Source organism: Evansella sp. AB-P1 (genome assembly GCF_029688925.1).
Lineage (GTDB): Bacteria > Bacillota > Bacilli > Bacillales > Salisediminibacteriaceae > Evansella.
The window spans coordinates 1-23,281 of the sequence record NZ_JARUKY010000001.1 but is presented as its reverse complement, the minus strand read 5'-3'; the positions used below and the strand labels follow the sequence as shown (position 1 = coordinate 23,281).

At 36.0% G+C, this 23,281-nt stretch carries 21 protein-coding genes; 6 read left to right on the top strand and 15 right to left on the bottom strand.

Going from position 1 to position 23,281, the window contains the following annotated elements; all coding sequences use genetic code 11:
* Nucleotides 1-262: 262 nt before the first annotated feature.
* Entirely contained in the window at nucleotides 263-1,903 is a 1,641-nt protein-coding gene (gene groL, locus QA612_RS00105) for a chaperonin GroEL (RefSeq protein WP_278281703.1), read from the bottom strand.
* A 66-nt stretch (nucleotides 1,904-1,969) separates the two neighbouring features.
* Nucleotides 1,970-2,254 carry a co-chaperone GroES gene (gene groES / locus QA612_RS00100; protein ID WP_278281702.1) on the bottom strand — a complete coding sequence of 95 codons (285 nt, stop codon included), beginning with the start codon at nucleotides 2,252-2,254 and terminating at the stop codon, nucleotides 1,970-1,972.
* A gap of 670 nt (nucleotides 2,255-2,924) precedes the next feature.
* Between groES and QA612_RS00095 the strand changes: the two genes are divergently transcribed.
* Nucleotides 2,925-3,644 (top strand): CPBP family intramembrane glutamic endopeptidase, encoded by a 720-nt coding sequence (locus tag QA612_RS00095; protein ID WP_278281701.1) that lies wholly within the window; start codon nucleotides 2,925-2,927, stop codon nucleotides 3,642-3,644.
* Nucleotides 3,645-3,845: a DUF4305 domain-containing protein gene (locus QA612_RS00090; protein WP_278281700.1), complete on the top strand. Its 201-nt coding sequence runs from the start codon at nucleotides 3,645-3,647 to the stop codon at nucleotides 3,843-3,845.
* Nucleotides 3,846-3,903: 58 nt separating this feature from the next.
* Here the strand turns inward: QA612_RS00090 and QA612_RS00085 are convergent, their stop codons facing one another.
* The 3 genes from QA612_RS00085 to moaC form a co-directional block, all read right to left on the bottom strand.
* Complete coding sequence (locus tag QA612_RS00085) at nucleotides 3,904-5,337, bottom strand: MDR family MFS transporter (RefSeq protein ID WP_278281699.1); 1,434 nt, start codon at nucleotides 5,335-5,337, stop codon at nucleotides 3,904-3,906.
* A gap of 173 nt (nucleotides 5,338-5,510) precedes the next feature.
* A complete protein-coding gene (locus QA612_RS00080; RefSeq protein ID WP_278281698.1) occupies nucleotides 5,511-6,146 on the bottom strand; it encodes a redox-sensing transcriptional repressor Rex in 636 nt (211 codons plus the stop codon).
* 73 nt (nucleotides 6,147-6,219) lie between these two features.
* Nucleotides 6,220-6,708: a cyclic pyranopterin monophosphate synthase MoaC gene (gene moaC / locus QA612_RS00075; protein ID WP_278281697.1), complete on the bottom strand. Its 489-nt coding sequence runs from the start codon at nucleotides 6,706-6,708 to the stop codon at nucleotides 6,220-6,222.
* Between the two features lie 146 nt (nucleotides 6,709-6,854).
* Here moaC and QA612_RS00070 point away from each other — a divergent pair, with 146 nt between their 5' ends.
* Nucleotides 6,855-8,792 (top strand): ATP-binding cassette domain-containing protein, encoded by a 1,938-nt coding sequence (locus QA612_RS00070; protein WP_278281696.1) that lies wholly within the window; start codon nucleotides 6,855-6,857, stop codon nucleotides 8,790-8,792.
* A gap of 56 nt (nucleotides 8,793-8,848) precedes the next feature.
* Here the strand turns inward: QA612_RS00070 and QA612_RS00065 are convergent, their stop codons facing one another.
* From QA612_RS00065 to QA612_RS00035, 7 genes are all read right to left on the bottom strand, one after another.
* Complete coding sequence (locus tag QA612_RS00065; RefSeq protein ID WP_278281695.1) at nucleotides 8,849-11,077, bottom strand: hypothetical protein; 2,229 nt, start codon at nucleotides 11,075-11,077, stop codon at nucleotides 8,849-8,851.
* Nucleotides 11,078-11,418: 341 nt separating this feature from the next.
* Nucleotides 11,419-12,432, bottom strand: a complete 1,014-nt coding sequence (gene tsaD / locus QA612_RS00060; RefSeq protein ID WP_278282095.1) for a tRNA (adenosine(37)-N6)-threonylcarbamoyltransferase complex transferase subunit TsaD — start codon at nucleotides 12,430-12,432, stop codon at nucleotides 11,419-11,421.
* Between the two features lie 5 nt (nucleotides 12,433-12,437).
* Entirely contained in the window at nucleotides 12,438-12,890 is a 453-nt protein-coding gene (gene rimI, locus QA612_RS00055; protein ID WP_278281694.1) for a ribosomal protein S18-alanine N-acetyltransferase, read from the bottom strand.
* A gap of 1 nt (nucleotide 12,891) precedes the next feature.
* A complete protein-coding gene (gene tsaB, locus QA612_RS00050) occupies nucleotides 12,892-13,617 on the bottom strand; it encodes a tRNA (adenosine(37)-N6)-threonylcarbamoyltransferase complex dimerization subunit type 1 TsaB (protein ID WP_278281693.1) in 726 nt (241 codons plus the stop codon).
* Nucleotides 13,614-14,075, bottom strand: a complete 462-nt coding sequence (tsaE, locus tag QA612_RS00045) for a tRNA (adenosine(37)-N6)-threonylcarbamoyltransferase complex ATPase subunit type 1 TsaE (RefSeq protein WP_278281692.1) — start codon at nucleotides 14,073-14,075, stop codon at nucleotides 13,614-13,616. The genes tsaB and tsaE overlap by 4 nt, the downstream gene beginning before the upstream one ends.
* Before the next feature lie 15 nt (nucleotides 14,076-14,090).
* Entirely contained in the window at nucleotides 14,091-15,077 is a 987-nt protein-coding gene (gene thiL, locus QA612_RS00040; RefSeq protein WP_278281690.1) for a thiamine-phosphate kinase, read from the bottom strand.
* A 265-nt stretch (nucleotides 15,078-15,342) separates the two neighbouring features.
* Complete coding sequence (locus QA612_RS00035) at nucleotides 15,343-16,473, bottom strand: trans-sulfuration enzyme family protein (RefSeq protein WP_278281689.1); 1,131 nt, start codon at nucleotides 16,471-16,473, stop codon at nucleotides 15,343-15,345.
* Between the two features lie 599 nt (nucleotides 16,474-17,072).
* Between QA612_RS00035 and QA612_RS00030 the strand changes: the two genes are divergently transcribed.
* The 3 genes from QA612_RS00030 to QA612_RS00020 are packed head-to-tail and all read left to right on the top strand — an operon-like array spanning nucleotide 17,073 to nucleotide 21,825.
* Entirely contained in the window at nucleotides 17,073-18,692 is a 1,620-nt protein-coding gene (locus QA612_RS00030; RefSeq protein ID WP_278281688.1) for a gamma-glutamyltransferase family protein, read from the top strand.
* Between the two features lie 14 nt (nucleotides 18,693-18,706).
* Nucleotides 18,707-20,848 (top strand): M20/M25/M40 family metallo-hydrolase, encoded by a 2,142-nt coding sequence (locus QA612_RS00025; protein WP_278281687.1) that lies wholly within the window; start codon nucleotides 18,707-18,709, stop codon nucleotides 20,846-20,848.
* A gap of 14 nt (nucleotides 20,849-20,862) precedes the next feature.
* Nucleotides 20,863-21,825 carry an N-formylglutamate amidohydrolase gene (locus QA612_RS00020; RefSeq protein ID WP_278281686.1) on the top strand — a complete coding sequence of 321 codons (963 nt, stop codon included), beginning with the start codon at nucleotides 20,863-20,865 and terminating at the stop codon, nucleotides 21,823-21,825.
* Nucleotides 21,826-21,978: 153 nt separating this feature from the next.
* On the opposite strand, the gene QA612_RS00015 is transcribed toward QA612_RS00020, so the two are convergent.
* From QA612_RS00015 to QA612_RS00005, 3 genes are all read right to left on the bottom strand, one after another.
* Nucleotides 21,979-22,272, bottom strand: a complete 294-nt coding sequence (locus tag QA612_RS00015) for a hypothetical protein (RefSeq protein WP_278281685.1) — start codon at nucleotides 22,270-22,272, stop codon at nucleotides 21,979-21,981.
* Between the two features lie 267 nt (nucleotides 22,273-22,539).
* Nucleotides 22,540-22,821 (bottom strand): DUF6773 family protein, encoded by a 282-nt coding sequence (locus QA612_RS00010; RefSeq protein WP_278281684.1) that lies wholly within the window; start codon nucleotides 22,819-22,821, stop codon nucleotides 22,540-22,542.
* Nucleotides 22,822-22,849: 28 nt separating this feature from the next.
* A complete protein-coding gene (locus QA612_RS00005; RefSeq protein ID WP_278281683.1) occupies nucleotides 22,850-23,044 on the bottom strand; it encodes a helix-turn-helix transcriptional regulator in 195 nt (64 codons plus the stop codon).
* Nucleotides 23,045-23,281 lie beyond the last annotated feature (237 nt).

Here is a 23,281-nt window from a genome sequence, read left to right as displayed (position 1 = left end):
AACTGACGAGAAGCCTCTTTTAAATTTGTATTATGTTAGCATTTTGTTAGCAAAAGCCTTTATTTAAATAAAAATTAGTCAATAACTGATTTACTTTCCCTTGCAATCGTTTTTCAACTACCACCGTTGTCCTTCGTTCGATACAAATACCCTTCAAAGGTTCCAACAGAAAATTCTTCGTTAGACAAAAAGAGACTTCTCTTAGGATTAGAAAACCCATTGAGAAGTCTCTTTTAAAAATATCTGGGATTCGGGGCACTTATTACATCATGCCGCCCATTCCACCCATTCCGCCCATGCCGCCCATGTCAGGCATGCCGCCACCGCCGTTTTCTTCCGGCTGATCAGCGATTACAGCTTCAGTCGTTAAGAACATTGCTGCAACGGATGCTGCATTTTGAAGTGCAGAACGAGTAACTTTTGTAGGGTCAACGATTCCAGCTTCAACCATGTTTACATATTCTCCAGTTGCTGCGTTGAAACCAATACCTACAGATTCACCTTTTAATCTTTCAACAACGATAGATCCTTCAAGACCTGCGTTATGTGCAATTTGACGTACTGGCTCTTCAAGTGCACGAACAACGATATTTACACCAGTTGCTTCGTCACCTTCAACAGTTAATCCTTTAACTGCATTGATCACGTTCACAAGTGCTGTACCACCACCGGATACAATACCTTCTTCTACTGCTGCACGAGTAGAGTTTAGAGCATCTTCAATACGTAGCTTGCGTTCTTTAAGCTCAGTTTCTGTTGCGGCACCAACTTTAACTACAGCTACTCCACCAGCAAGCTTCGCTAGACGTTCTTGAAGCTTTTCTTTATCAAATTCAGAAGATGTTTCTTCGATTTGCGCTTTAATTTGGTTTACACGGTTAGCGATTTCAGCAGAATCTCCAGCACCTTCTACGATAGTTGTGTTGTCTTTTGTTACAACAACTTTAGAAGCGCGACCTAATTGCGTAATGTTAGCAGATTTAAGGTCTAATCCAAGATCCTCTGTAATTACTTCCCCACCAGTTAATGTAGCAATGTCTTCAAGCATAGATTTACGGCGGTCACCGAAACCAGGTGCTTTAACAGCTACTGCGTTGAATGTTCCACGAAGCTTATTCACCACTAATGTAGCAAGAGCTTCCCCTTCAACATCCTCAGCAATAATTAAGATTGGCTTACCTTGTTGTACAACTTGCTCAAGAACAGGTAGAACTTCTTGAATGTTACCAATCTTTTTGTCTGTGATTAAAACGTATGGATCTTCTAGTACAGCTTCCATCTTATCAGAATCAGTTACCATATAAGGAGATGCATATCCACGATCGAATTGCATACCTTCTACAACCTCAAGCTCTGTAGTAAATCCTTTAGATTCTTCAACAGTGATAACACCATCGTTTCCTACACGTTCCATTGCCTCAGCAATTAATTGTCCTACTGTATCATCAGCAGAAGAAATAGCAGCAACTTGTGCAATAGACTCTTTGCTTTCGATTGGGTTAGAGATTTTTTGAAGCTCTTCAACTGCTATTTTAGTTGCTTTTTCAATCCCTTTACGAATACCCATTGGGTTAGCACCAGATGTAACATTTTTCAAACCTTCAGAAATCATTGCTTGGGCTAAAACAGTTGCAGTTGTTGTACCGTCCCCAGCAATGTCATTTGTTTTACTTGCTACTTCAGATACAAGCTTTGCACCCATATTTTCAAAGTTATCTTCTAACTCAATTTCCTTAGCAATCGTTACACCATCATTTGTAATTAATGGTGAACCGAACTTCTTCTCAAGAACAACGTTACGTCCTTTTGGTCCAAGTGTTACTTTTACTGCATCAGCTAATGCGTCAACACCGCGTTTCATAGAACGACGCGCGTCTTCGCTGAACTTAATGTCCTTTGCCATGCTATCATCTACCTCCTATTTTATATGTAGTCTTTTATTGTAAGAAGTTAAAAAGTTGACTTTCTATTAGCCAATAATAGCTAATACGTCTGATTCACGAAGAACTAAATATTCATTACCTTCATACTTTACTTCAGTACCTGCGTACTTTGAGAAAATAACAGAATCTCCAGCTTGTACTTCAAGAGCAACTTTCTCTCCGCTTTCCGTTACGCGTCCAGTACCAACAGCAACTACTTTACCTTCTTGTGGCTTCTCTTTTGCAGAATCAGGAAGAACGATTCCACTTGCTGTTTTTTCTTCTTGCTCAACTAACTCAATGACAATACGATCACCTAATGGTTTTAACAAGGAAAACAACCTCCTTTAATAATGTTTATTGCGAATACCTTTACTTATAAAAATAAAAGTGTTTCGCATTTTTTATTATTGTTGTTGTTAGCACTCGATCAACTTGAGTGCTAACACAATTATAATAATAATCAAATGCTATTTCTTTTGCAACCCTTTTACACCAATTTTTATTTGAACTTTTACAATTTTACATAAAAGTACAAACTTCAACACAAAAGATTGATTCTTAGCTGAAAATAGATACATTATACTTTCGACTTTACCATTTGAAAATATACGTGCTAGAAAAAAAAAGCTTGTCATTCTGTATTCCTAAATATCATATGTTACAATAGTTACCGATAGTTACTATTTCAATTAAATAAGGTAAAGTATTTTTCAGAACAAGTGCTAGCCAATGAAAGTATATACGATAGAAAATACATATACAAATGGAAACCATTCTTCATTAAAAAGAACTTTTATTTCTAAATCATAGGAAACATTATATAATATATTGCTAAATAAGATAGACCCCCATGAAAGTAGAAATTTGCAACATGAAGTTAAGTTTATTCGTGAAGCATATGCTCGTCGCTGGAGTCACTACATTTCACTCCTGAACTATTTGTATTTTCAGGGGAAACTTTTTAAATCTTCTATAATAAAGAATAAAGGAGATAGGACGTTGTCAAAAAGATATTGGATTATACTCATTAGCTTTATTGTTATTCAGCTCGCTACATCTGGTACAGCTGCACTACTTATTGCTTTTGGCTTCTCTGGAACCTTTGATGAACTAGTTGGTATTTCAGTAGCCATTACATTTTCTATAGGTTTTTTAGTTATTTTGTACTTAACACTTACTGCAAAACCAGATGAGGAGTTTTCACGGAATAAAGCTAGTGTAGGTGAAACCATTCTATGGTGTATACTCGGATTCTTTATGGTTTACGCAGCACAAATTGTAGCCAACCTTATTCAAATCAACCTCTTTGGGATTGAACCTGGATCAGAAAATACACAGGATATTGTTGCTTGGGCAACTGCTGTTCCATTTGTAATAATCGTTGTTTCTATTTTAGTCCCAATTATGGAAGAGATTGTTTTTCGGATGGTTATCTTCGGAAGCTTATATAAACGTTTCGGTTTTTGGATAGCCGCCTTATCAAGTGGATTTATATTTGCTCTAGTGCACTTTGATTTTCAGCATTTAATTGTATACATGCTCCCTGGTATCGTATTTGCCTATCTATATGTAAAAACAAAACGAATTATTGTTCCAATTATGGCTCATGTAGGAATTAATTCATTTGTTATGCTCGTCCAAGTTGTGTTCGGAGAGGATATTGAAAGAATCTTGGAGCAGATGGAAAATATGCAAACTATTATTGGAGGATTATTTTAAATGGGATCAGCCAAAGCTAACGGTTACTTTTACTTTATTCTAGCAACGATTTTTGTGTTTTTTGCTATTAGTTATCATAATAGGATTGGAGAATGGAGCATCATTACACTTTTAATTATCGGTGTTGCCACCATTGACTATATGATATCCTTTCGCTATTTTGGCAAGGCAGGAAAGGAAAAAAATAAGAAAAACGAATAACCATTATGTAAAAAAGGTTGGGAGACGTTATCTAGCGTCAACCAACCTCTTTTATTCTTTATGCCCCTGTTTTTTGAGGAGCACCGTCACCTTTCGATTGTTTCTTGTATACTTTCCCTAGCAAAACCCCAGCTGGAATAGTTAATAGCGTCAATATAGCAATCGCAATAAAACCCTCATTAACCGCTTGTAAACTTGCTTCTTCTATGCCCAATCCATTTCCAGCTACAATTTGTGCTCTTCTTACTTCAAAATAAACGGAAATAAACACGATACCTAGAGCCGAACTCATCTGTCGAAATACATTATTCATGGCGGATCCTCTTGAAATCATATTCCCAGGAATAGAGTTCATTCCTGCGGTAGTTGCAGGCATAGTACTTAAACCCATACCTAGTCCTCGAACAGCATTTAGGAGAAAGATAACCCATAGAGCTGTTTCCATCGTTAAAAATCCTAAAAATGCATTTCCAATTGTAACAACCGTTAAGCCTGAGGTTACTACAAATGCTGGTCCATGACGATCGAGCATTCTCCCACCAATACTCATAAAAATTCCCGTTATTAAAGCTGCAGGCAAAAAGATTAATCCTGTAAGAATGGCTCCATATCCGTAAACATGTTGAATGAGTAATGGGATTAAAAATATTCCCCCAAATAAGCTAATAGAGCTTATACTAGATATCCAAATACTATAACCATATGCTGGTATTCTAAATATAGATAAATCTAGTAGTGGCTGCTCTTTACGATTTTCGATACGAACAAATATAATGAGAGCAATAAATCCAAATACTAACAATGAAATATTCACCACATCTTGTAAATGAGCTAATTCAGAAACTCTTCCAAGTGCCAGCAATATTGCCCCCACTCCTAAAGTGACCGTAATAAATCCTGATAAATCGAAGGTAATTCCTTTCACCTTCGCTGTTTGTTTTAAGTAAAAATAAGCAAAAATTAAACCAATGACACCGGTTGGAATATTACATAGAAAAAGCCATTGCCAAGATCCCATTTCAATAATAAAACCACCTAATGTTGGTCCGATGGTTGGCGCTAGCATCGCTGCAATTCCGTAAATCCCTGTAGCTAATCCCCGTTCCTTACGAGGAAACACTTCAAAAATAAGTGCCATAGATGTTGGCATCATCATGCCACCACCAATGCCTTGTAGCCCTCTAAAGAAAATTAATGACGACAAATCCCAAGAAAGTGCCCCCAATATAGAGCCAATAACGAAAATACTTATACCAGCCATGTATAACTGCTTTTTCCCAAATTTATCACCTAAGTAGCCAGTCACAGGCATGGTAATACCCATCGTAACCATAAAGATTGTAATTACCCATCCTGTTGAGACAGCATCTGCTTCAAATACATTCATTAAATGGGGTATAGAAGGATTTAACATACTGTTATTTAAAATAATCGTAAATGTACCTAGAAGGACTGTAATAACAACTAGCCATTTATGTGGAACTTTACTCAATTGCTTCACCCACTCTTTTCGACTCTCGAAATAATACTTCTACTATATCATGATATTAGAATCCTGTGAATGATAGAACGCTTACAAACTTTACACAGAAAAGAGGCTATCTCCAAACAGCAAAAACCGTGTAGAGATAACCTCTTTTAAATTTTGAGAAAGATTATAAAAGATTAAATTGGATAATGCCTTAAAAAATAAATAAGAGACTGTAATTCAACTGATAAGTCTATGTGATGAATGCGAACGTTTTCTGGTACTGACAATCTAGCTGGTGTGAAGTTTAAAATTCCTTTAATTCCTGAAGCAACTAGCTGATCTGCAATCACTTGGGCAGCATGTGCAGGAACAGTAAGAATCGCCACCTCTACGTCATCTCCAACCTTGTCCGGAAGTTGGTCTAAATGATAAATGGGAACGCTTCCAATTTCCTCCCCTACCTTATCTTTATCCACATCAAACGCCATCTCAATTCTCGTACTATTACTCTTTGTAAAGTTATAGTTTAAAAATGCTGTACCTAAATTACCTACACCTACAAGAATGACCTTTGTGATTTCATCTTGATCCAATGTCTTACGGAAAAAAGTTAATAAATAGTTTACATTGTATCCATATCCTTTTTTTCCTAAGGCACCGAAATAAGAAAAATCCCTACGTATCGTAGCTGAATCAACTTTTACGGCATCACTTAACTCCGAGGATGAAACTCGGTGTTTACCTGAAGCTTGTAAGCTTTCTAAAAATCGATAATATAATGGTAATCTCTTAGCTGTTGCTTGCGGTATTTTTGCTTGATCCACGTCCATAATTAGTATTCCCTCCTACCATTGCATTTTTTATATTTAGAAAAGCCTTTCTCACACAGTTAAATCCCATCAATTACTTGTTATCTCTTTTGAAATCGCCATTTTTCCCACCAGTTTTTTCGACTAGATAAGTTTCACCAATGACCATCCCTTTATCAACAGCCTTACACATATCATAAACAGTTAACGCCGTTGCAGTTGCAGCTGTTAATGCTTCCATTTCTACTCCAGTACTTCCCTTTGTTTTCACATTAACCTCTATATGTAAAGTATAATTTGAATGACTTAAATCCCAGTTAAATAAAATATTTACGCCAGATAATGACAAAGGATGACACATAGGAATCCATTGTGATGTATTTTTTGCAGCCATTACCCCTGCTACTTGTGCCACAGATAGGACATCACCCTTCTTCATTGTTCCTTCTCGAATGTTGTCGTAAATTTCTTTATTTACTTGGATACTGCTTTTCGCAATTGCTGTACGAACAGTTTCGGCCTTATTGCTAATATCAACCATTTTAGCACGACCCTGTTCATTAAAGTGTGTAAACGTATCCATCGTGCCAACCTCCTTTACTCCTCTATTGTACACTATTCATTCACAATCTGCACAAACCTTTTTCATGTTTTAAGTTGCTACAAGAGGTTACCTTCATGTAAACTTACTTTGTGAAACGTATGGATAAGACGGTGAGGATGAACGAAATGATTTTATTACAATGTGTACAGTTGTCAAAATCCTTTGGGGCCGAGATGATACTATCAAATGTAAAACTCGAGGTACAATCCCGTGATCGAATTGCTCTAGTTGGTCGTAACGGTGCAGGGAAGTCTACCTTATTAAAAATCATTGCAGGTGAGCTTTCCTATGATTCTGGTGATCTCATTATTCCTAAAGGAGTCTCCATGGGTTATTTAGCCCAGGATAGTGGACTTATATCAGAACGTTCCATTTGGGACGAAATGAATACTGTTTTTCACCATTTAAAGGCTATGGAAAAGGATTTACGTGAATTAGAGGAAAAAATGAGTGATCCTCTTATTGATAATATTGATAAGGTTATGGAGGAGTATGATCAGCTGCAGCAGGATTTTAAAGATCAAGGTGGATATCAATACGAAGCTGATATTCGGAGCATTTTATCTGGTCTAAATTTTTCTCAATTTGATTACACCACAAAAATCAACTCCTTAAGTGGTGGTCAAAAAACTCGACTTGCCCTAGGAAAATTACTCTTATCAAAGCCTGATTTACTCATTTTAGATGAACCTACTAACCACTTAGATATTGAAACACTTACATGGTTAGAAGGTTATTTATCCGGATATAGTGGCGCCATTCTTGTGGTCTCCCACGATCGTTACTTTTTGGATCGAATCGTAAATCATGTGTACGAGCTTTCTTTTAACCAGACGAAAAAATTCACAGGAAATTACTCGAAATATTTGGATGAAAAAGGAAAGCAACTTGAAATTGAACTAAAGCGATTTGAGAAACAGCAAGGTGAAATCAAAAAGTTAGAAGATTTTGTTCAACGAAATATTGCACGGGCTTCTACGACAAATCGGGCAAAAAGTAGAAGAAAACAGCTTGAAAGAATGACAGTAATGAACCGTCCTATGGATGACGACCATTCTGCAAACTTTAGCTTTCAAACGGAAAAACAAAGTGGAAATGACGTACTGACAGTGGACAACCTCTCCGTAGGATATGACGATGAAAAGCTTTTTGAAAATATTAATCTTCATCTCAATCGAGGAGAAAGTGTTGCACTCATTGGTCCTAATGGAATTGGAAAATCTACATTAATTAAAGCTATATCCAAGAAGCTACAACCTTTAGAAGGTACTATTAAATATGGAAGCAATGTTTCTATCGGTTATTATGACCAAGAGCAAACAGAGCTTACTTCAAATAAAACAGTCCTTCAAGAACTCTGGGACGATTATCCACAAACGTTAGAAAAGGATATTCGAACGATTCTTGGAAACTTTCTATTTAGTGGGGATGACGTATTAAAAATTGTAGCAGACCTAAGTGGTGGGGAAAAAGCTCGTCTTGCCCTTGCAAAGCTTATGATGAAAAAAGCAAATTTATTAATTTTAGACGAACCTACGAACCATCTCGATATAGATAGTAAAGAAGTACTTGAGTCAGCTTTAATCCATTTTCCTGGGACTCTATTATTTGTTTCTCACGATCGTTATTTTGTAAATCGTATGGCTACCCGTATTGTAGAGCTATCTCCTACGCAGATGAAAAACTACTTAGGAGACTATGATTACTATCTAGCTAAAAAACTTGAACAGGAAGAATGGAAGCAGCTTGAAAGAGAGAAAGCTGCCGCTAAGGATGGCAATAAAGAAGCTGCAGAACCTGAAAAGCAAGCCAAGCGTGATTATGAACGGGAAAAAGAACTGAAGAGACAAGAACGGCAACGACAGCGCCAAATTGAGGAACTGGAATTAAAGATCGAAAAGGAAGAAGAAAATATTAGTGGTTGGGAAGAAGAATTATGTGATCCTGACGTATATCAAGACCACGAAAAATCGTTACAATTAAACGAGTCCATTGAAGCATCAAAGAAAAATATAGAAACTTGGCTTGAGGAATGGGAAGAGCTTCAATTGGAAGAGGAATAATAAAAAGTCTCTCAAAAGGATATTACTCCTTTTGAGAGGCTTTTCTTACTAGCTGGTTATCCTTTTTCTTCTAATTGATTGATAAAAGACCACCCGTAACAAACACTTAAGGTTATGAACATGGATGTGGCTGCCGCTACAATACCTGAATCATTCAATATAAGTAACGCTAACGACCCTACAACTGCACCATTAAGTAAAAAACGCTGTTGCTCATGTAGCTGGTCTTTTTTCTGTCTCCACAACACAATTCCAATGAGAAAATAGCTCGTAATGAATAGCTGGGTCCAATATGAGATTCGGAATATTTTCCAATTCATTTGTAGCTTTCTTTCTATCGTATTCCAAATGATAGACCACTCTCCTTGAAATAATGATTGAAATGCTAGTGAAATGTGACTATTAGGCTGTCCCATTTGCAATAAATAGAGAGCTACAAATAATATAATGGTTACAAATCCGATAATACTACTTTTTACTACTAAATTATTTTTTTTCAATAATAAACAATACGAGACAAACAAAAAGACCATTCCAGTAGAAATACTAGCTCCTGCATTTGCCCCAAGAGTGGATGCACCAAGTACAAATATAATTAACAGAAGCATAAATGCCGTTTTCGTCCAATTCTTAAGCTTTTCTTTCCTTTTTTCATTGTGCACGTCATTCAGAAATGGTGTGACTGAAAATAAACCACAAACTAAAAAGATGCCAGCATATTCATTTCCAATACCATAATATCTTGCTCCTATTACTGGATCATAGCTAAGAAATGATCGATGGGTCAAATAACTCCCTAAAGAAACGTCCACAGCTAATGAAAAAAATGTAAAAAAACAAGCTAAGCTAAAGGGATGTTTTGTTAGCCTTTTTAATAATAATGCCAACACTATGCTCCCAGCCATGATAAACAACACATAAATTAGTGGAGGAACGTTTATTACCCAAGGCGATGAAACTAAAAATAGAAATGGAGATAACACTCCACTTAACAGTAATAATATTGCTCCATTTCTCCAGCTCAGTCGTTCATTGAATAACCATTTAACGAATGTCACTATTATCAACAACACGACTAGTGAAGATACATAGCTTGAAAGAACTGCACCCCTTTTATCAAAAACATAGTTAATTTCTTTTAACCTTTGTTGAAATTTAGGAATATACCAATCATCACTTGAGAAATCCTCTATAAAATCAATAGACGAATTCTGGTCATCATTTTTTGAAGTAAAAGCGTTTATCCACGTATCTGCTAAATCTGTGTTACTAACAAGTGAGGTTCGCCGTGTTGTATTGGAATATAACATGCCTTTTTGTCCCCGTTCTTCTTTCCAAACCCAAACTGGCCCTAATTGGTTCTTACGCTTATAAGCCTCTGTATTTACATTAGGGGAAACCATCCACAACTCACCTTTTGTTTCAGCAAAAAGAGAGTATATTGTTTTTTCTAAATTAGCTAGCGTTTTTGTATATTGATCTTCATAATGATCAGCTTCCATTAACTCTGCTTCTGAAAAGAGACGATGTAAATCCCCCCATTCCACAACAATGAATGTACGACCTTGTTCTCCTTGGATTTGATTTATTTTATCCACAAGTTTTACCGAATCTGTTTTTTTTCCTGTAGGAAAGGAATAGTTATCCACAATCACACTATGAAGATCTCCATTTCCATTGCCTTTTTGATCCATTGTAAATAAAGATCCATACCGAGTTTTTTCATTTCGTACATCTGAATTCCCAATAACATATGTATATACTTGCTGTTGATTGAGGTTTTCTCCTAACAAACCTATTGTTGGCTCAAAGCTTCCTTCCTTATTTTTTTTCTCTAATAAATGAAAATATGGATGCACAATGGAGGATAGTGGTGCTTTCCCATACCATTGTAGAAATAATTCATCTACAGGCGTACCATCTATTAACTCCTCTCTTTCAAAGGCATTCCATCCCTTCACCCCTAAGCCTCTTTTACCAGTACTTAAGGATACAGCATTATTTAAATAAGAATAGCTCCCATCCGGCTTTAGATTGATTGAACCAAATGCACCGCTGGACCATAATTGTTCATAACGGGCTTCCTCAAGAACTGCATCCATCTCTTCAAATGACAATCCTGGTATTAGTAGAACAACAATATTTTTTTCAGATAAATCCTCACTGTTCTGTACTCCGGCTCCTTTATATACTTCAGACTGCCCTATTATCCACAATATAAAAATACAGAATAAACAAACTAGTCTTAAATAAACATTTCTATTACATATCCACATTATCCACATCACTATCCACATAATTTAGTTAGATTTATCAATAGTTTTTACATGTTATTCACAAATTAGTGTACTTATCCACAATTTTGTTGTTAACAAGTGCAGTATTGGTGGAATAACTGTTTTTTGATTTATCCACATTATCCACAGACTGTTAATAACATGTTATTAACAAGATCATATATTCGTATTTATAAGAATGGGAAACCCTGAAGGAGTCGCAATCTTGTGAACATTTTTGCTTTCCTCATTGACTTAAATTCCTTCTTTTACAGAAAACACTTATCCACAACCCTACAGTCGTATCACAAAAAACCTTCTTATCCTATTGTGGACAAGAAGGTTAAAACTTATAATACAAGACCAGGCTGGCCGTTTAATCTGTCATTCGACCTTTTCCCTTGCAAGTACAAAATTGTACCTGCCGCCCCTATCATTGCAGCATTATCTGTACACAATGATATAGGTGGAATAGTCAACTCTAAACCATGCTTACTACAAGCAGCTGTTAATTCCCTACGGAGACCTTTATTTGCAGCAACACCACCAGCAAGTAAAATCCGCTTCACCTTTTTCTCCTTTGCTGCTAGCATTGTTTTTGTAACAAGAACATCAATCACACTTTCTTGGAAACTCGCAGCAATTTCTTCTGTTGATAGTTCTTCTCCTTTTTGTTTTGCATTATGTAGCTTATTAATAACGGAAGATTTCAGACCACTAAAACTAAAATCATAGGACCCTGACTCTAACCAAGCACGAGGGAAATTGATTGTTGCCTCTCCTTCATGAGCTAAACGATCAATATGAGGTCCACCAGGATACGGTAATCCTAACGTTCGAGCCACTTTATCATATGCTTCTCCCACAGCATCATCTCTCGTTTCACCAATCACCTCAAAAGATCCATGCTTCTCCATGTAAACAAGCTCCGTATGTCCACCAGACACAACTAGTGTTAATAGAGGAAAGGTTAGCTCCTCTACAAAATGGTTTGCATAGATATGCCCTGCAATATGATGTACTCCTATTAATGGAATATTATGAGCAAATGCAAGAGCTTTTGCAGCATTTACCCCAATTAATAATGCACCTACTAATCCTGGACCTTCTGTAACTGCTATGGCATCAATGTCTTCAAAGGTTACTTCCCCTTTTTCCATTGCTTCTTCAATAATAAAGGTAATTTGTTCTACGTGATGCCGTGATGCAATTTCTGGCACAACTCCACCAAAGCGCTCATGACTTTCAATTTGTGAAGATACTACATTACTTAAAATTTCACGACCATTTTTAATGACAGCTGCAGAAGTCTCATCACAGCTTGTTTCAATTGCTAGTATAATAACATCCTTATTACTATCCATCTCTATCATTCTAAACCCACCCACATAATTCGTGCATCCTCTTGATTATCTGTATAATATCTTTTCCTTATGCCTCCATACTGAAAGCCATTTTTCTTATACATGTTTTGCGCACGTATATTTGAAACTCTAACCTCTAATGTTAACTTTGTTGCCCCTAACGTTTTCCCTAACTCTATGGCACCTTTTAAAAGTAAATCCCCTATTCCTTTTCTTCTATAGTTGGAATGTACAGCAATATTTGTGATATGGCCTTCATCTACAATAATCCACACCCCTATGTATCCAACTATACGTTTATCAATCTCCGCTACTAAGTAATAGGCAAATTGATTTGTCGTTAATTCATTAACAAATGCTGCTCTGCTCCATGGGGAAGTAAAGGAATCATGTTCTACTTCCATCACTTGATCCAGATCATCTATTTCCATGAGTCTAATTTGTACCTCAGTCCCCATATTATTCACCTTTATTCTTTATTTCTTCTCCTTGATTCCCTTCAAGCCATTTTGATTCAGCCTCAGCAAGACGTATGTAATTTGGGCGGAAATCGTGAGTACCTCCCTCAGTTCCCTTGTTCATCCCAATACGAAGCATTTCTCGTGGTCGTAAAACTAAATCTGTATTTTCAGCAATGACAGCTTGATCTTCTAACTTTTGCACTAAAGCTTCTTGATGCTTGTCCATATCTGAGCTTATAAATAATATTCTTTCATCTGTAAAACGATCCTTTAGCTTTTCTAACCAATCATGATGTAATGTAAGCTGATCATTCATTTCTCTAATTATCATGCCATTCTTATAGCGATAAAGCCCTGTATATACTTGTCCACGTCGCGCATCAATAAAAGGTGAAATAAGTCCATCAAAGTAACGTCCATTTTGAGCAAGGATTTCAAGACTCGAAATACCCACAATCGGAATGTTTAACGACCAAGCTAATGTCTTAGCAGTGGTAACGCCTATCCGAACCCCTGTATAAGAGCCTGGCCCTTCCGAAACAATAATTCGATCTAATTCTTTAGGCTTCATTTCCGCTTCCTCAAATAATTGACGAATGGCAGGCATTAAACGTAAAGAATGATTTTTCTTCAGATTTGTCGTAAATTCTCCTACTAGTTGACTATCTTTCATTATGGCGACCCCCATCACAAAGGTAGAGGTATCTATAGCTAATCCATTCATTTTTCAAAAATCTCCTTACAAATTGAAGTATACCTTTCTCCGTGTGGAATAAACGTTAACAAACGAACCATTTCTTCCAGTCGCTTAATCGTTATTTCTAATCGATTATTGGGAAGCTGATCCAAAATCATACTTGGCCATTCAACAACGGTTACCCCATCTCCCTCGAAATACTCTTCTAACCCTAAGTCTTCACAATCATCCTCAATCCTATAAGCATCCATATGAAAAAATGGTACTCTTCCTTCATATTCTTTTATGATCGTAAATGTAGGACTATTAACATTTTTCTTTACACCAAGGGCTTTAGCTAAACCTTTTGTAAAACTAGTTTTTCCAGCACCTAAATCTCCCTCAAGTGTGATGATATCACCACCAAGTAAAAATTCCGCAAGTCTCTTAGCTAACTGTTCTGTTTCCTCAGGGCTAGATGACGTATACTCCCAGCTTAAGCTCATAATTTTAACCTCCAACTACAAGTGATCATATCCTGTTTTTGTAATTAATCGCATTCCATCTTTGTTTCTTACTTGAACCTCTCTATTTCCCTGTGTGACAGAGCCGATGTTAAAAATACTAAGGGATTCCTTTTCAAATAAATTTGTCAAACTTTCCCAATTAACCTCATTGACCGTACCTACAAGCTGGAAGTCTTCTCCCCCATATAAAACCCATTCCTCTTGTTTTTCAATTGGATATGTTTCTATTAATGGAAGCTTTGGCACCTTGTCCCAATCAATTTCAATGGAAACGTTACTAGCCTCTGCAATTTCCTTTGCTTCACTTGCAAGACCATCACTAACATCATTAAGTGCAATGCGAAAAGGACAACCTGCAAGAATACGCCCTCCATCTATTTGCGGTTCAGGCTCTTGATGTGCTTTTATAAAAGGCTTTAATTTAGCAGCATTAATGAGTTTCCTATACCCTGACTCTAATAGTTTTTCCAGTCCATAAGCAGAACTTCCTAACGGGCCGGTTACAAAAAAGACATCACCAACTTTTGCATTAGTGCGAAGAAGTCTTCTATCTTTTTCGATTTGGCCAATCACAGTGACTGTCAACACAAGCTTATCATTTGTTGACACTGTATCCCCACCAATTAAATCCATGTTATATCTACTTCCTAATCGATTCATCCCTACATAAATAGATGATAACTCTTTTTCTGTCCAACCTGATTTAGGTATGGCAATAGAAACTAAATAGGATAATGGGATGGCCCCCATGGCAGCTAAATCACTAATATTCACAGCTAGGGCCTTGTAACCGATAGCCTCTAACGTCATTGTTTGTTTTGTAAAATGGATATCTTCCACCATCGTATCAACAGCAATTACCGTTTCCATTCCTTTTTCTTGCTCTATAATTGCAGCATCGTCACCAATGCCAACCTTTACTGCCTTTTGCCTTATTTCTGATGGTGTAATACTTTGAATCCATTTTATTTCCTTATTCATAAAAGTCACCAACTTATATTTACTCGTTCATCATTACTTACTATATTAAAAGCGATAAAATACTGCATGAATAATATTGAATCGTTATATCGTTCTTCATTATAACAAAAATAAGAACTGTAAAACTAGAACAGATAACTTATTATTGATTTAAATGGTAAAAAAAGATCGCATATGTAGGTTAAGATGATCTCTAACTATGGTGCCTTATGATAGCAAAAAAAAGAAGGGTACTGTCCACCCTTCCTTTTAATTAAACGTTTGATTAATTTGCCTTTAATGCTTTTTCAAATGCTTCTACAATATCCTCTTGATCTTCAATTCCCACAGAAATACGAACCATAGAATAAGTAACACCTAATTTACTCCTAGTTTTTTCAGGAACTGGTCGATGTGAGGTTCCAACAGGATGCGTAACGGACGTCTCTACACCAGCTAAAGTAGGAACAACCTTTACCCAGCTTAATTGTCTAAAAAATTGATGCACATCCATATGATCCCCTAAAGCAATTGTAACAATTGCTCCATTTCCTTTCTCCGATGCTTCAGTTGGATAATATACTTTCTTCACATTCGGATGCTTTGACAAAGCTTCTGCTAAAAAAGCAGCATTTTTACATTGCCGTTCCATTCGTAAGCTTAGCGTTTTTAATCCTCTACACCCTAACCAACCATCAAAAGGTCCAAGATTACTACCTAAGTTTGCAATTTTCCCCTTCGCTTTTTTCATCAGAGTTCTACTACCAACAACCACTCCAGCTGATAAATCACTATGACCTCCAATGTATTTCGTAGCGCTATGTACAACTAAATCCACACCAGCTTCAACAGGACGAATCAAAAATGGTGTTGCAAACGTATTATCAATCATTGTTTTTAAATCATATTTTTTTGCTATGTCTACCAATTCTTGAATATTTTCCACTCTTAACAAAGGATTTGTAATCGATTCAGAAAACAGTAATACCGTATTGTCCTTGATTGCTTCTTCAATTGTTTCTCTCTTGGAAAAATCAACAAAGCTCACATCAATACCGAAATCTCGTAACTCTTTTGCCATTAACACATACGTTCCACCATATAAATCCTCTGTCGCTACAATATGATCCCCTGTTTTTGCAACAGCAAGGATTCCAGCTAAAATAGCTGAAATACCTGATGAAGAGGCGGCTCCCATTTCAGCACCTTCTAGCTCCGCAACCCCTTTACCAAGGTCATCTGTATTTGGGTTTCCTATACGTGTATAAAGATAAGATTTATCCCCTTGAAAAAAAGCTTCCATATCATCTAAATCATGAAAGGAAAAAGCGGATGTTTGATATATCGGTTTTGCTTTACTAAGCTCTGCAGAATCTAGTTTTTCTTGAAAATGAACATTTTTTGTATTAAAACGCATAACTCACACCCCTATTAAAATCTTTCTCTTCCTATATAAAATATATTGTACCATTTTCTTTATCTCCTACGATATCAATGAAGACTATAGCATACTATTTCCTCTTTTTTGCACATTTGTGCAGTCTTTTGAAAATACTAATATGACGGAGTTTTTTTGGAAAAAAATAAATTATTTGTTCACGGAAAATAATGATCTTTTTTATAAATCTCTGTGGTAAAATATTCGCATCAATATACAAAATTATTTGTTGCGTTTAGCTATTTTTAAAGGATATCTCCCTTGTAAATGAATAGTAGCACCATGGAGGATGAAAATTAATTTTAATCCAATTGGAATGAGTGGAATCACACGAGACACCGCAGGCACGAAGAATCACTTCTTGCTCTGCTTCATAGTGCCGATGTAGGCTTGGCAGGTCGTCCGCGGTAAAGTAGACACTGTGATTGCGGAACATAGTGAAGCAGAACAGATGTCGCGCTTATACCCTTGTGGTGAAAGCGAAGTGGGATGGAACAAATTATAAGTATATCTGTATTAGGCCTTAGCTATTTTAATAAATGGTACTAATTTTTAAATCCTAGAATGGGAGTACACCAATGAAAAATAGTAATAAAAAATCCTCTGCAGCACAAAGTGATTATGGAATGGTTTCAACTGCCTCAAAACAGGCCACAGAAGCAGGCATTCGCATGCTTGAAAAAGGTGGAAATGCCATTGATGCAGCTGTTGCTGCTGCTTTGTGCCTTGGAGTAACAGAACCTCAAGCTTCAGGCTTAGGCGGTCAGTCTATGGCATTACTATATTTAAACAACAGTAAGCGTGTTTTTGTTATGGATGGATCATCTAGAGCCCCTTTCAATATTCAGCCTAAAAAAACGCCAGAAACACCTATGAAATTTGGGCTGCGATCATCAACAGTCCCATCAACTCCTGCTACACTCGGTTACATGCAAGAAAAGTATGGCAGATTATCATTTTCTGATGTTATTGAACCTTCTATAGTAGCAGCAAAAGACGGCTTTGTTGTTACACCGTTAATTAATCGTCTATTGAAGAAGGAGTCCGAACATTTACGAAAAGATCCGACCATTGTTAAAAATTATTTTGAAAATAACGAACCAAAGGAAATTGGCAAAGTAGTAAAGCAGCCAGAATTAGCAAAATGCTTACAACAAATGAGTATGAACGGTTGGCAAGATTTCTATTTAGGTAATATAGGTAAAAGAATCGTCAAAGATATGGAAAACAGAGGTGGCTTAATTACGTATGCAGATCTCTGTCAAATACCGCAACCTATTGAAAGAGATGTATTAAAAAGCACTTATCGAAGCTATGATATTTATACCTTTCCACCACCAGGTGCAGGACGTGTCCTAGTTCAAATCCTTAACACATTGGAGGGGTTTCCTCCAGAGATGTTAAACCTGGAAGAACCAATGGGCTCCGTTATATCAGCTTTAGCTTTTCGTTTTGCATTAATAAACCGTCAAAGAGTACCAATACATCCTGATTACTATTTACAAACAGTTAATCAAATGATGATTGATAAAGGCTATGCTAGAGAGCTTACAAATCGCATTTATGATATTTGCAGTTATGCCTTACACGAAATCTATCCACAACCACCTCACTCAGGTGAAACAACTCATTTATCTGTTGTGGATAAAGAAGGTAATGCAGTAGGAATAACGCAATCAATAGAATTAGTCTTTGGTAGTAAAACGATGGCAGATGGACTTGGCTTTTTCTATAACAACTATATGAGTGCTTTTGAATACAAAAACATGACTCATCCATATTACTTATTACCAGGTGGAAAGCCTTGGAGCAGTGTTGCCCCTGTACTACTGTTCAAAGACGGTTCACCAAGATTTTTACTAGGAAGCCCTGGCAGTAGTCGCATCTCCACTTCTCTTGCACAAGTAATAACAAGATTGGTAGATAAAGGTGATGATTTACAAACAGCCATAGCGGCCCCGAGGTTTCATAGCTCTGATAAAGGGTTATTGCAGATCGAAGAAAAAAGATTCAATAAAGAAGTAATAGAGGCATTAAAAATGACTGGCTTTGACTTGAAAAAACGTAGCTCCTATAGTTTTTACTTAGGCTGTGTTCAAGGTGTTCAAATTCCACTTAAGGAGGGAGAGCCCTTTTTCGGTGTTGCCGATCCAAGAAGAGATGGTTCAGCTAAAGGTCCAAAATTATTTAAAAATTGAGAGGAGCAAGAAAAGTGAAAATTGCAGTTGTTTATAATCGGGAAAGTCAAGCTGTTATTAATTTATTCGGTACGCAAAATCGGGAAAAGTATGGCTTAGAAACAATCAAAAATATTAAAGAAGCATTGTTGTCAGGAGGGCATCAAGTAAAAACCTTTGAAGGAGATAAAAACATTATCTCAAAGCTAGAAGAATTTATGCCATCTGTCATATCTGGTGAAAGACCAGGCTTAGTTTTTAACCTAAGCTATGGCATTCAAGGAAAAGGACGCTACATGCACGTTCCTGGAATCTTAGAAATGCTAGGTGTACCTTATGTTGGATCAGGACCGGAAACGCACGCTTTAGCACTAGATAAAGTTGTAACAAAAATGATCTTAATACAAAAGGGATTACCTACTCCAAAGTTTACAGTAATGGACAAACCTGACTCTCCTATTTTAGATGACTTAGTCTATCCATTAATCGTTAAACCAAAGGATGAGGCTGTCTCCTTTGGACTAAAGATCGTTCATAACGAAGAGGAATTAAGAGATGGTGTAAAAACAATCTATGACACATTCCATTCTCCTACATTAGTGGAAGAATATATAGAAGGCCGTGAAGTGAATGTTGGTTTACTTGGTAACAATCCCGTTGAAGCTTTACCACCTGTTGAGCTAGTCTTCGGTGAAGGGGAACAAATCTATACGTATGAAGATAAGAAAAATAAAAGTGGGCGAACAGTGGAAAAGGTATGTCCAGCTCCTATTTCTGAGGAATTAACGAAAAAAGTACAACAGCTAGCCATTGATACATTCAACGCATTAGGCTGCTACGATAGTGCAAGAGTTGACTTCAGAATAGATAAAGAAGGAAACCCATATATTTTAGAAGTAAACTCCATGGCAAGCTTAGGAGCAGACGGTTCATTTGTTTTTGCTGCTGAAAAGGTAGGCTTAAATTATAATGACTTAATGAATCGCCTCATCGATGTTACATGTGAACGTTATTTTGGACCGTACTTCCTAAACAATACTGAAGATGCTCCTAATAAAGCCATTGATCTATTTAATTCTATAACGCAAAATAGAGATAAAATTGAATCAGAATTAAAGGCATGGACTAATATTTCCAGTAGAACTGAAGACCCTGTTGGCTTAAGTGCAGTAAGAAGAAAACTTGATGATCGCCTGAAAAAACTAGGATTAAAAGTGGTAGATGAGTACACAAACGGCCGATCTGCATGGACTTGGGAAACAAAAGCTGGATATAAAGATGGTACACTCCTAGTTGTTCCTATTGATATACCAGGTGATAGAACTGGCTTCCCAATTCCATTTCGAAAGGAACAAGAATGGATTTTCGGTGAGGGAATCGCATCTAGTCGTGGCGGCATCGTCACTATGTTAAGTGCACTTCAATCTCTTAAAGAACAAAAATTACTCACAAGTTCTAAGTTAGGTATATTCTTTTATTCAGATGAAGGAAGAGGAATGCGGTACAGTAGTGCCACACTTAAAAAAGCAGCTAGCGAAGCTAAACAAGTTATCGTTCTTCAACCAGGCTTTTCAGGAGGAAAGATATCTGAACAACGGCGTGGATCAAAAAAATACAGTGTCATTGTTGAAGGTGATCCATTAAGAGTAGGAAACCTTTCTAAACAATTAGATGTTTTAAGCTACTTCATTCAAAAAGCAGAGAAATTAAAAGAGATTAGTAGCTCTGACAAAAAAATAACTGTTGCTATTCAAGATGTACACTCTGAACGATACAGTGTTTTATTACCACACCGTGTAAACGCAACTGTTATCGTTACCTTTTTAAATGAAGAATTAGCTAAGAAGGCAGAACAAAAAATTAAGGAAACATTTACATCTAGTTCATCTAGCATGCGATCATATGTAGAAAATCTAGTGGAAAGACCTCCATTAATTCGTAAAAAAAATAATCCAACTACAAAAAAATTAAAAGATATTTGTATGGAATGGAATATTCCATTTGGAACAGAATCGAGTCTATTAGCAACAGCTGCAGGTGAGGTACCACAGAAAATTCCTGTTGTCTGTGGGTTCAGCCCTGCTAGTAAAGGGTTATTTACACCAAATGAAGCCCTTCATCGAGGAGAACTAATTCAACGTTCTTTATTACTAGCGTTATTTTTAATGGATCAATAAGCATGAGTGCTCCGGTGAAAAAACTACCGATAGTTATTTCCGTTCCCCATGGGGGAATGGAAATACCATCTAATTTATTATCGAAATTCTTAATGAACGAAAAAGAACTACTGCTAGACAGCGACACTTGGACAAAGGATCTATTTAATTTTCAAAAGGAAGTTGAAGAATATATAGATACTGACATTGCTCGTATTGTGATAGACATGAATCGAGATCCAAATGACTTACCTCCTCTTAATCCAGACGGTGTTGTAAAAACTGTAGCTGTTTCTGGAAAATCTGTTTGGAATAGTCCATTCGGCCTTGCAAGGGAAGAAATTAATATCTTAATGAAGGATTTTTATATTCCTTATCATAAAAAACTAAGAATAGCATCAATGAATCCTAATACAGCATTAGGCATTGATTGCCATTCTATGTTAGATATTGGTCCTTCTAAAAACGGAATTGTTTGGGAGAAAAGACCTTTATTTTGTATTAGCAATAAAGGTTCAGTAGTAAATGGGGAACAATTGGATCAGCCAATCACTGCAACTCCAGATCTCATGCTTCAATTTAAAATTTTATTAGAATTTCATTTTAGCTACCTGATCAAAGAAATAGAGGATGAACAAGCAATCTCTGTTGAGAATTTGGAAAATCAACTAGAACATTCTAAAGCTGAGGGCAATAGAAATATGGAAAATGATATAACTGCAATATCTGGACTAAGAAATAAAAGTGAATTTACCATTCCGTTTGTCACTATAAATGATCCATTTTCGGGAGGTTATATCACTAAGTATCATGGTACTCAAGGGACTATTCCTTGGATTCAACTAGAAATTAACCGAAGTGTTTATTTACCAAAGGCACCTTTACCATCCATAATACCAAGTAAAAATGACTTAATTAAAATTGGCGAAGTAAGAAAACGATTGTATCGAGTGTTTCAGGACTTATCCGAATATATCATTGGTACAAAAATCCGGTGAATTTATGTATGGTGCACCTTTAAAATAACCAAGTAGACTTTGTTTATGTGGTTTATTTGCGAGGTGCAAAATGTTGTAATTAGCTTCCCTCCAAATGGTTTTAATACAGTAGTATGTACTGCTTTCCTAACATAAAAAGGATTAGAATGTCTTCTATATTTTTTCTTCAATAACTGCAAGCAATTTTTTGTCTTTGACTACAACTCGTAACATATAAATACTAAACAACAAAACTAATAAAGTTGTTATCATCAGACCGTAAGAAGCTTTTAAATCAAATAGGATATTACTTATAAAATGAAAAGAGCTAATAGTTAATAAGAATCCTACGTATTTCCCTTTTCTCTTTGAGTCTCCAATTCCATCTTTATTGTACCTAATATATGTCAAGGATAGCCAAATGAAATAAGGAAAGTATAGTACTGCTAATATAATATATACTTCCAAGACTTCTCCTCCTCTAATTTCTTTTATATCCAATTAAAATATCATAAATGCCTTACAGTTCATGCAACAAAAATTATTTATGGGTAATTCATTCAGCTAACTTATCCGCATTCTTCTTTGATTTATCATTTGTCCATTTATCCCACAAATACATACCACTGCCCCAAAATATACTATAAAAAAGAAATTCTATTACCAGTTCTTGAATAGCTTTATCTGTCCCACTACTAATATAAGTCATAAAAAAACCAAAGAATATTGCTCCTATTATTGTGCCAATAAGCGTTTTTCTCTTAGCATGTTTTTTTCAGAAGGTATAAATATGCCGTTTTTTATACCTCGATATGTATAGTAAGCACAAGCAATTAGAAAAACTAAAAATGTGTCTATATAATAAACAAAATTTAAATCCAAAAAGACTAACTTTACAAAAGTGGATAGTAAAACATACCCTCCTAAAAAATAAAAACCCTGTGAAGCAAACCTTTCAGATAATGCTTGTATACGTCCATCAATAACTTCCATTTCTCTACCATCTTCTTTTTTCATTATTATAGGGTCCCCCTGAATGTGTTATCTAGCTTTCCCAAAAAATTTCATCTAACGTTTTGTTCAATGCTTTACAAATAGCATTACATAGTTTTAGAGATGGATTATAATTACCGGTTTCAATCATTCCTATAGTTTGTCTTGTAACTCCTACAACCTTTGCTAGTTGCTCTTGCGACAAGTCCATTTCTACTCTTGCAATTTTCATTTTTTTATTTTTCAAGTTTTTACCACCTCTCTTCCTCTTAAATTGTGATTTATAATTTACTTAATGTAAAGTATATATTGCAATATAAGATAAGTAATAAGCAACTTTTACGTATATAACAGTTGCTCATTGGTTTAGATTATATTTATATTAAAAAGATAGGTTGAACCCTTTTGCTTGTTTCCCTCGCTTCTTACCCTGTTTATTCTATTTCAAATTTACTTTAAACACTCTATTATTTCTTTAAAACAA

Coding starts and splice junctions, on each gene's coding strand:
- groL (WP_278281703.1), bottom strand. CDS start 1,903: ATGGCAAAGGACATTAAGTTCAGCGAAGACGCGCGTCGTTCTATGAAA.
- QA612_RS00090 (WP_278281700.1), top strand. CDS start 3,645: ATGGGATCAGCCAAAGCTAACGGTTACTTTTACTTTATTCTAGCAACG.
- QA612_RS00080 (WP_278281698.1), bottom strand. CDS start 6,146: ATGGACGTGGATCAAGCAAAAATACCGCAAGCAACAGCTAAGAGATTA.
- moaC (WP_278281697.1), bottom strand. CDS start 6,708: ATGGATACGTTTACACACTTTAATGAACAGGGTCGTGCTAAAATGGTT.
- QA612_RS00070 (WP_278281696.1), top strand. CDS start 6,855: ATGATTTTATTACAATGTGTACAGTTGTCAAAATCCTTTGGGGCCGAG.
- QA612_RS00065 (WP_278281695.1), bottom strand. CDS start 11,077: ATGTGGATAATGTGGATATGTAATAGAAATGTTTATTTAAGACTAGTT.
- tsaD (WP_278282095.1), bottom strand. CDS start 12,432: ATGGATAGTAATAAGGATGTTATTATACTAGCAATTGAAACAAGCTGT.
- rimI (WP_278281694.1), bottom strand. CDS start 12,890: ATGGGGACTGAGGTACAAATTAGACTCATGGAAATAGATGATCTGGAT.
- tsaB (WP_278281693.1), bottom strand. CDS start 13,617: ATGAATGGATTAGCTATAGATACCTCTACCTTTGTGATGGGGGTCGCC.
- tsaE (WP_278281692.1), bottom strand. CDS start 14,075: ATGAGCTTAAGCTGGGAGTATACGTCATCTAGCCCTGAGGAAACAGAA.
- thiL (WP_278281690.1), bottom strand. CDS start 15,077: ATGAATAAGGAAATAAAATGGATTCAAAGTATTACACCATCAGAAATA.
- QA612_RS00035 (WP_278281689.1), bottom strand. CDS start 16,473: ATGCGTTTTAATACAAAAAATGTTCATTTTCAAGAAAAACTAGATTCT.
- QA612_RS00030 (WP_278281688.1), top strand. CDS start 17,073: ATGAAAAATAGTAATAAAAAATCCTCTGCAGCACAAAGTGATTATGGA.
- QA612_RS00010 (WP_278281684.1), bottom strand. CDS start 22,821: ATGAAAAAAGAAGATGGTAGAGAAATGGAAGTTATTGATGGACGTATA.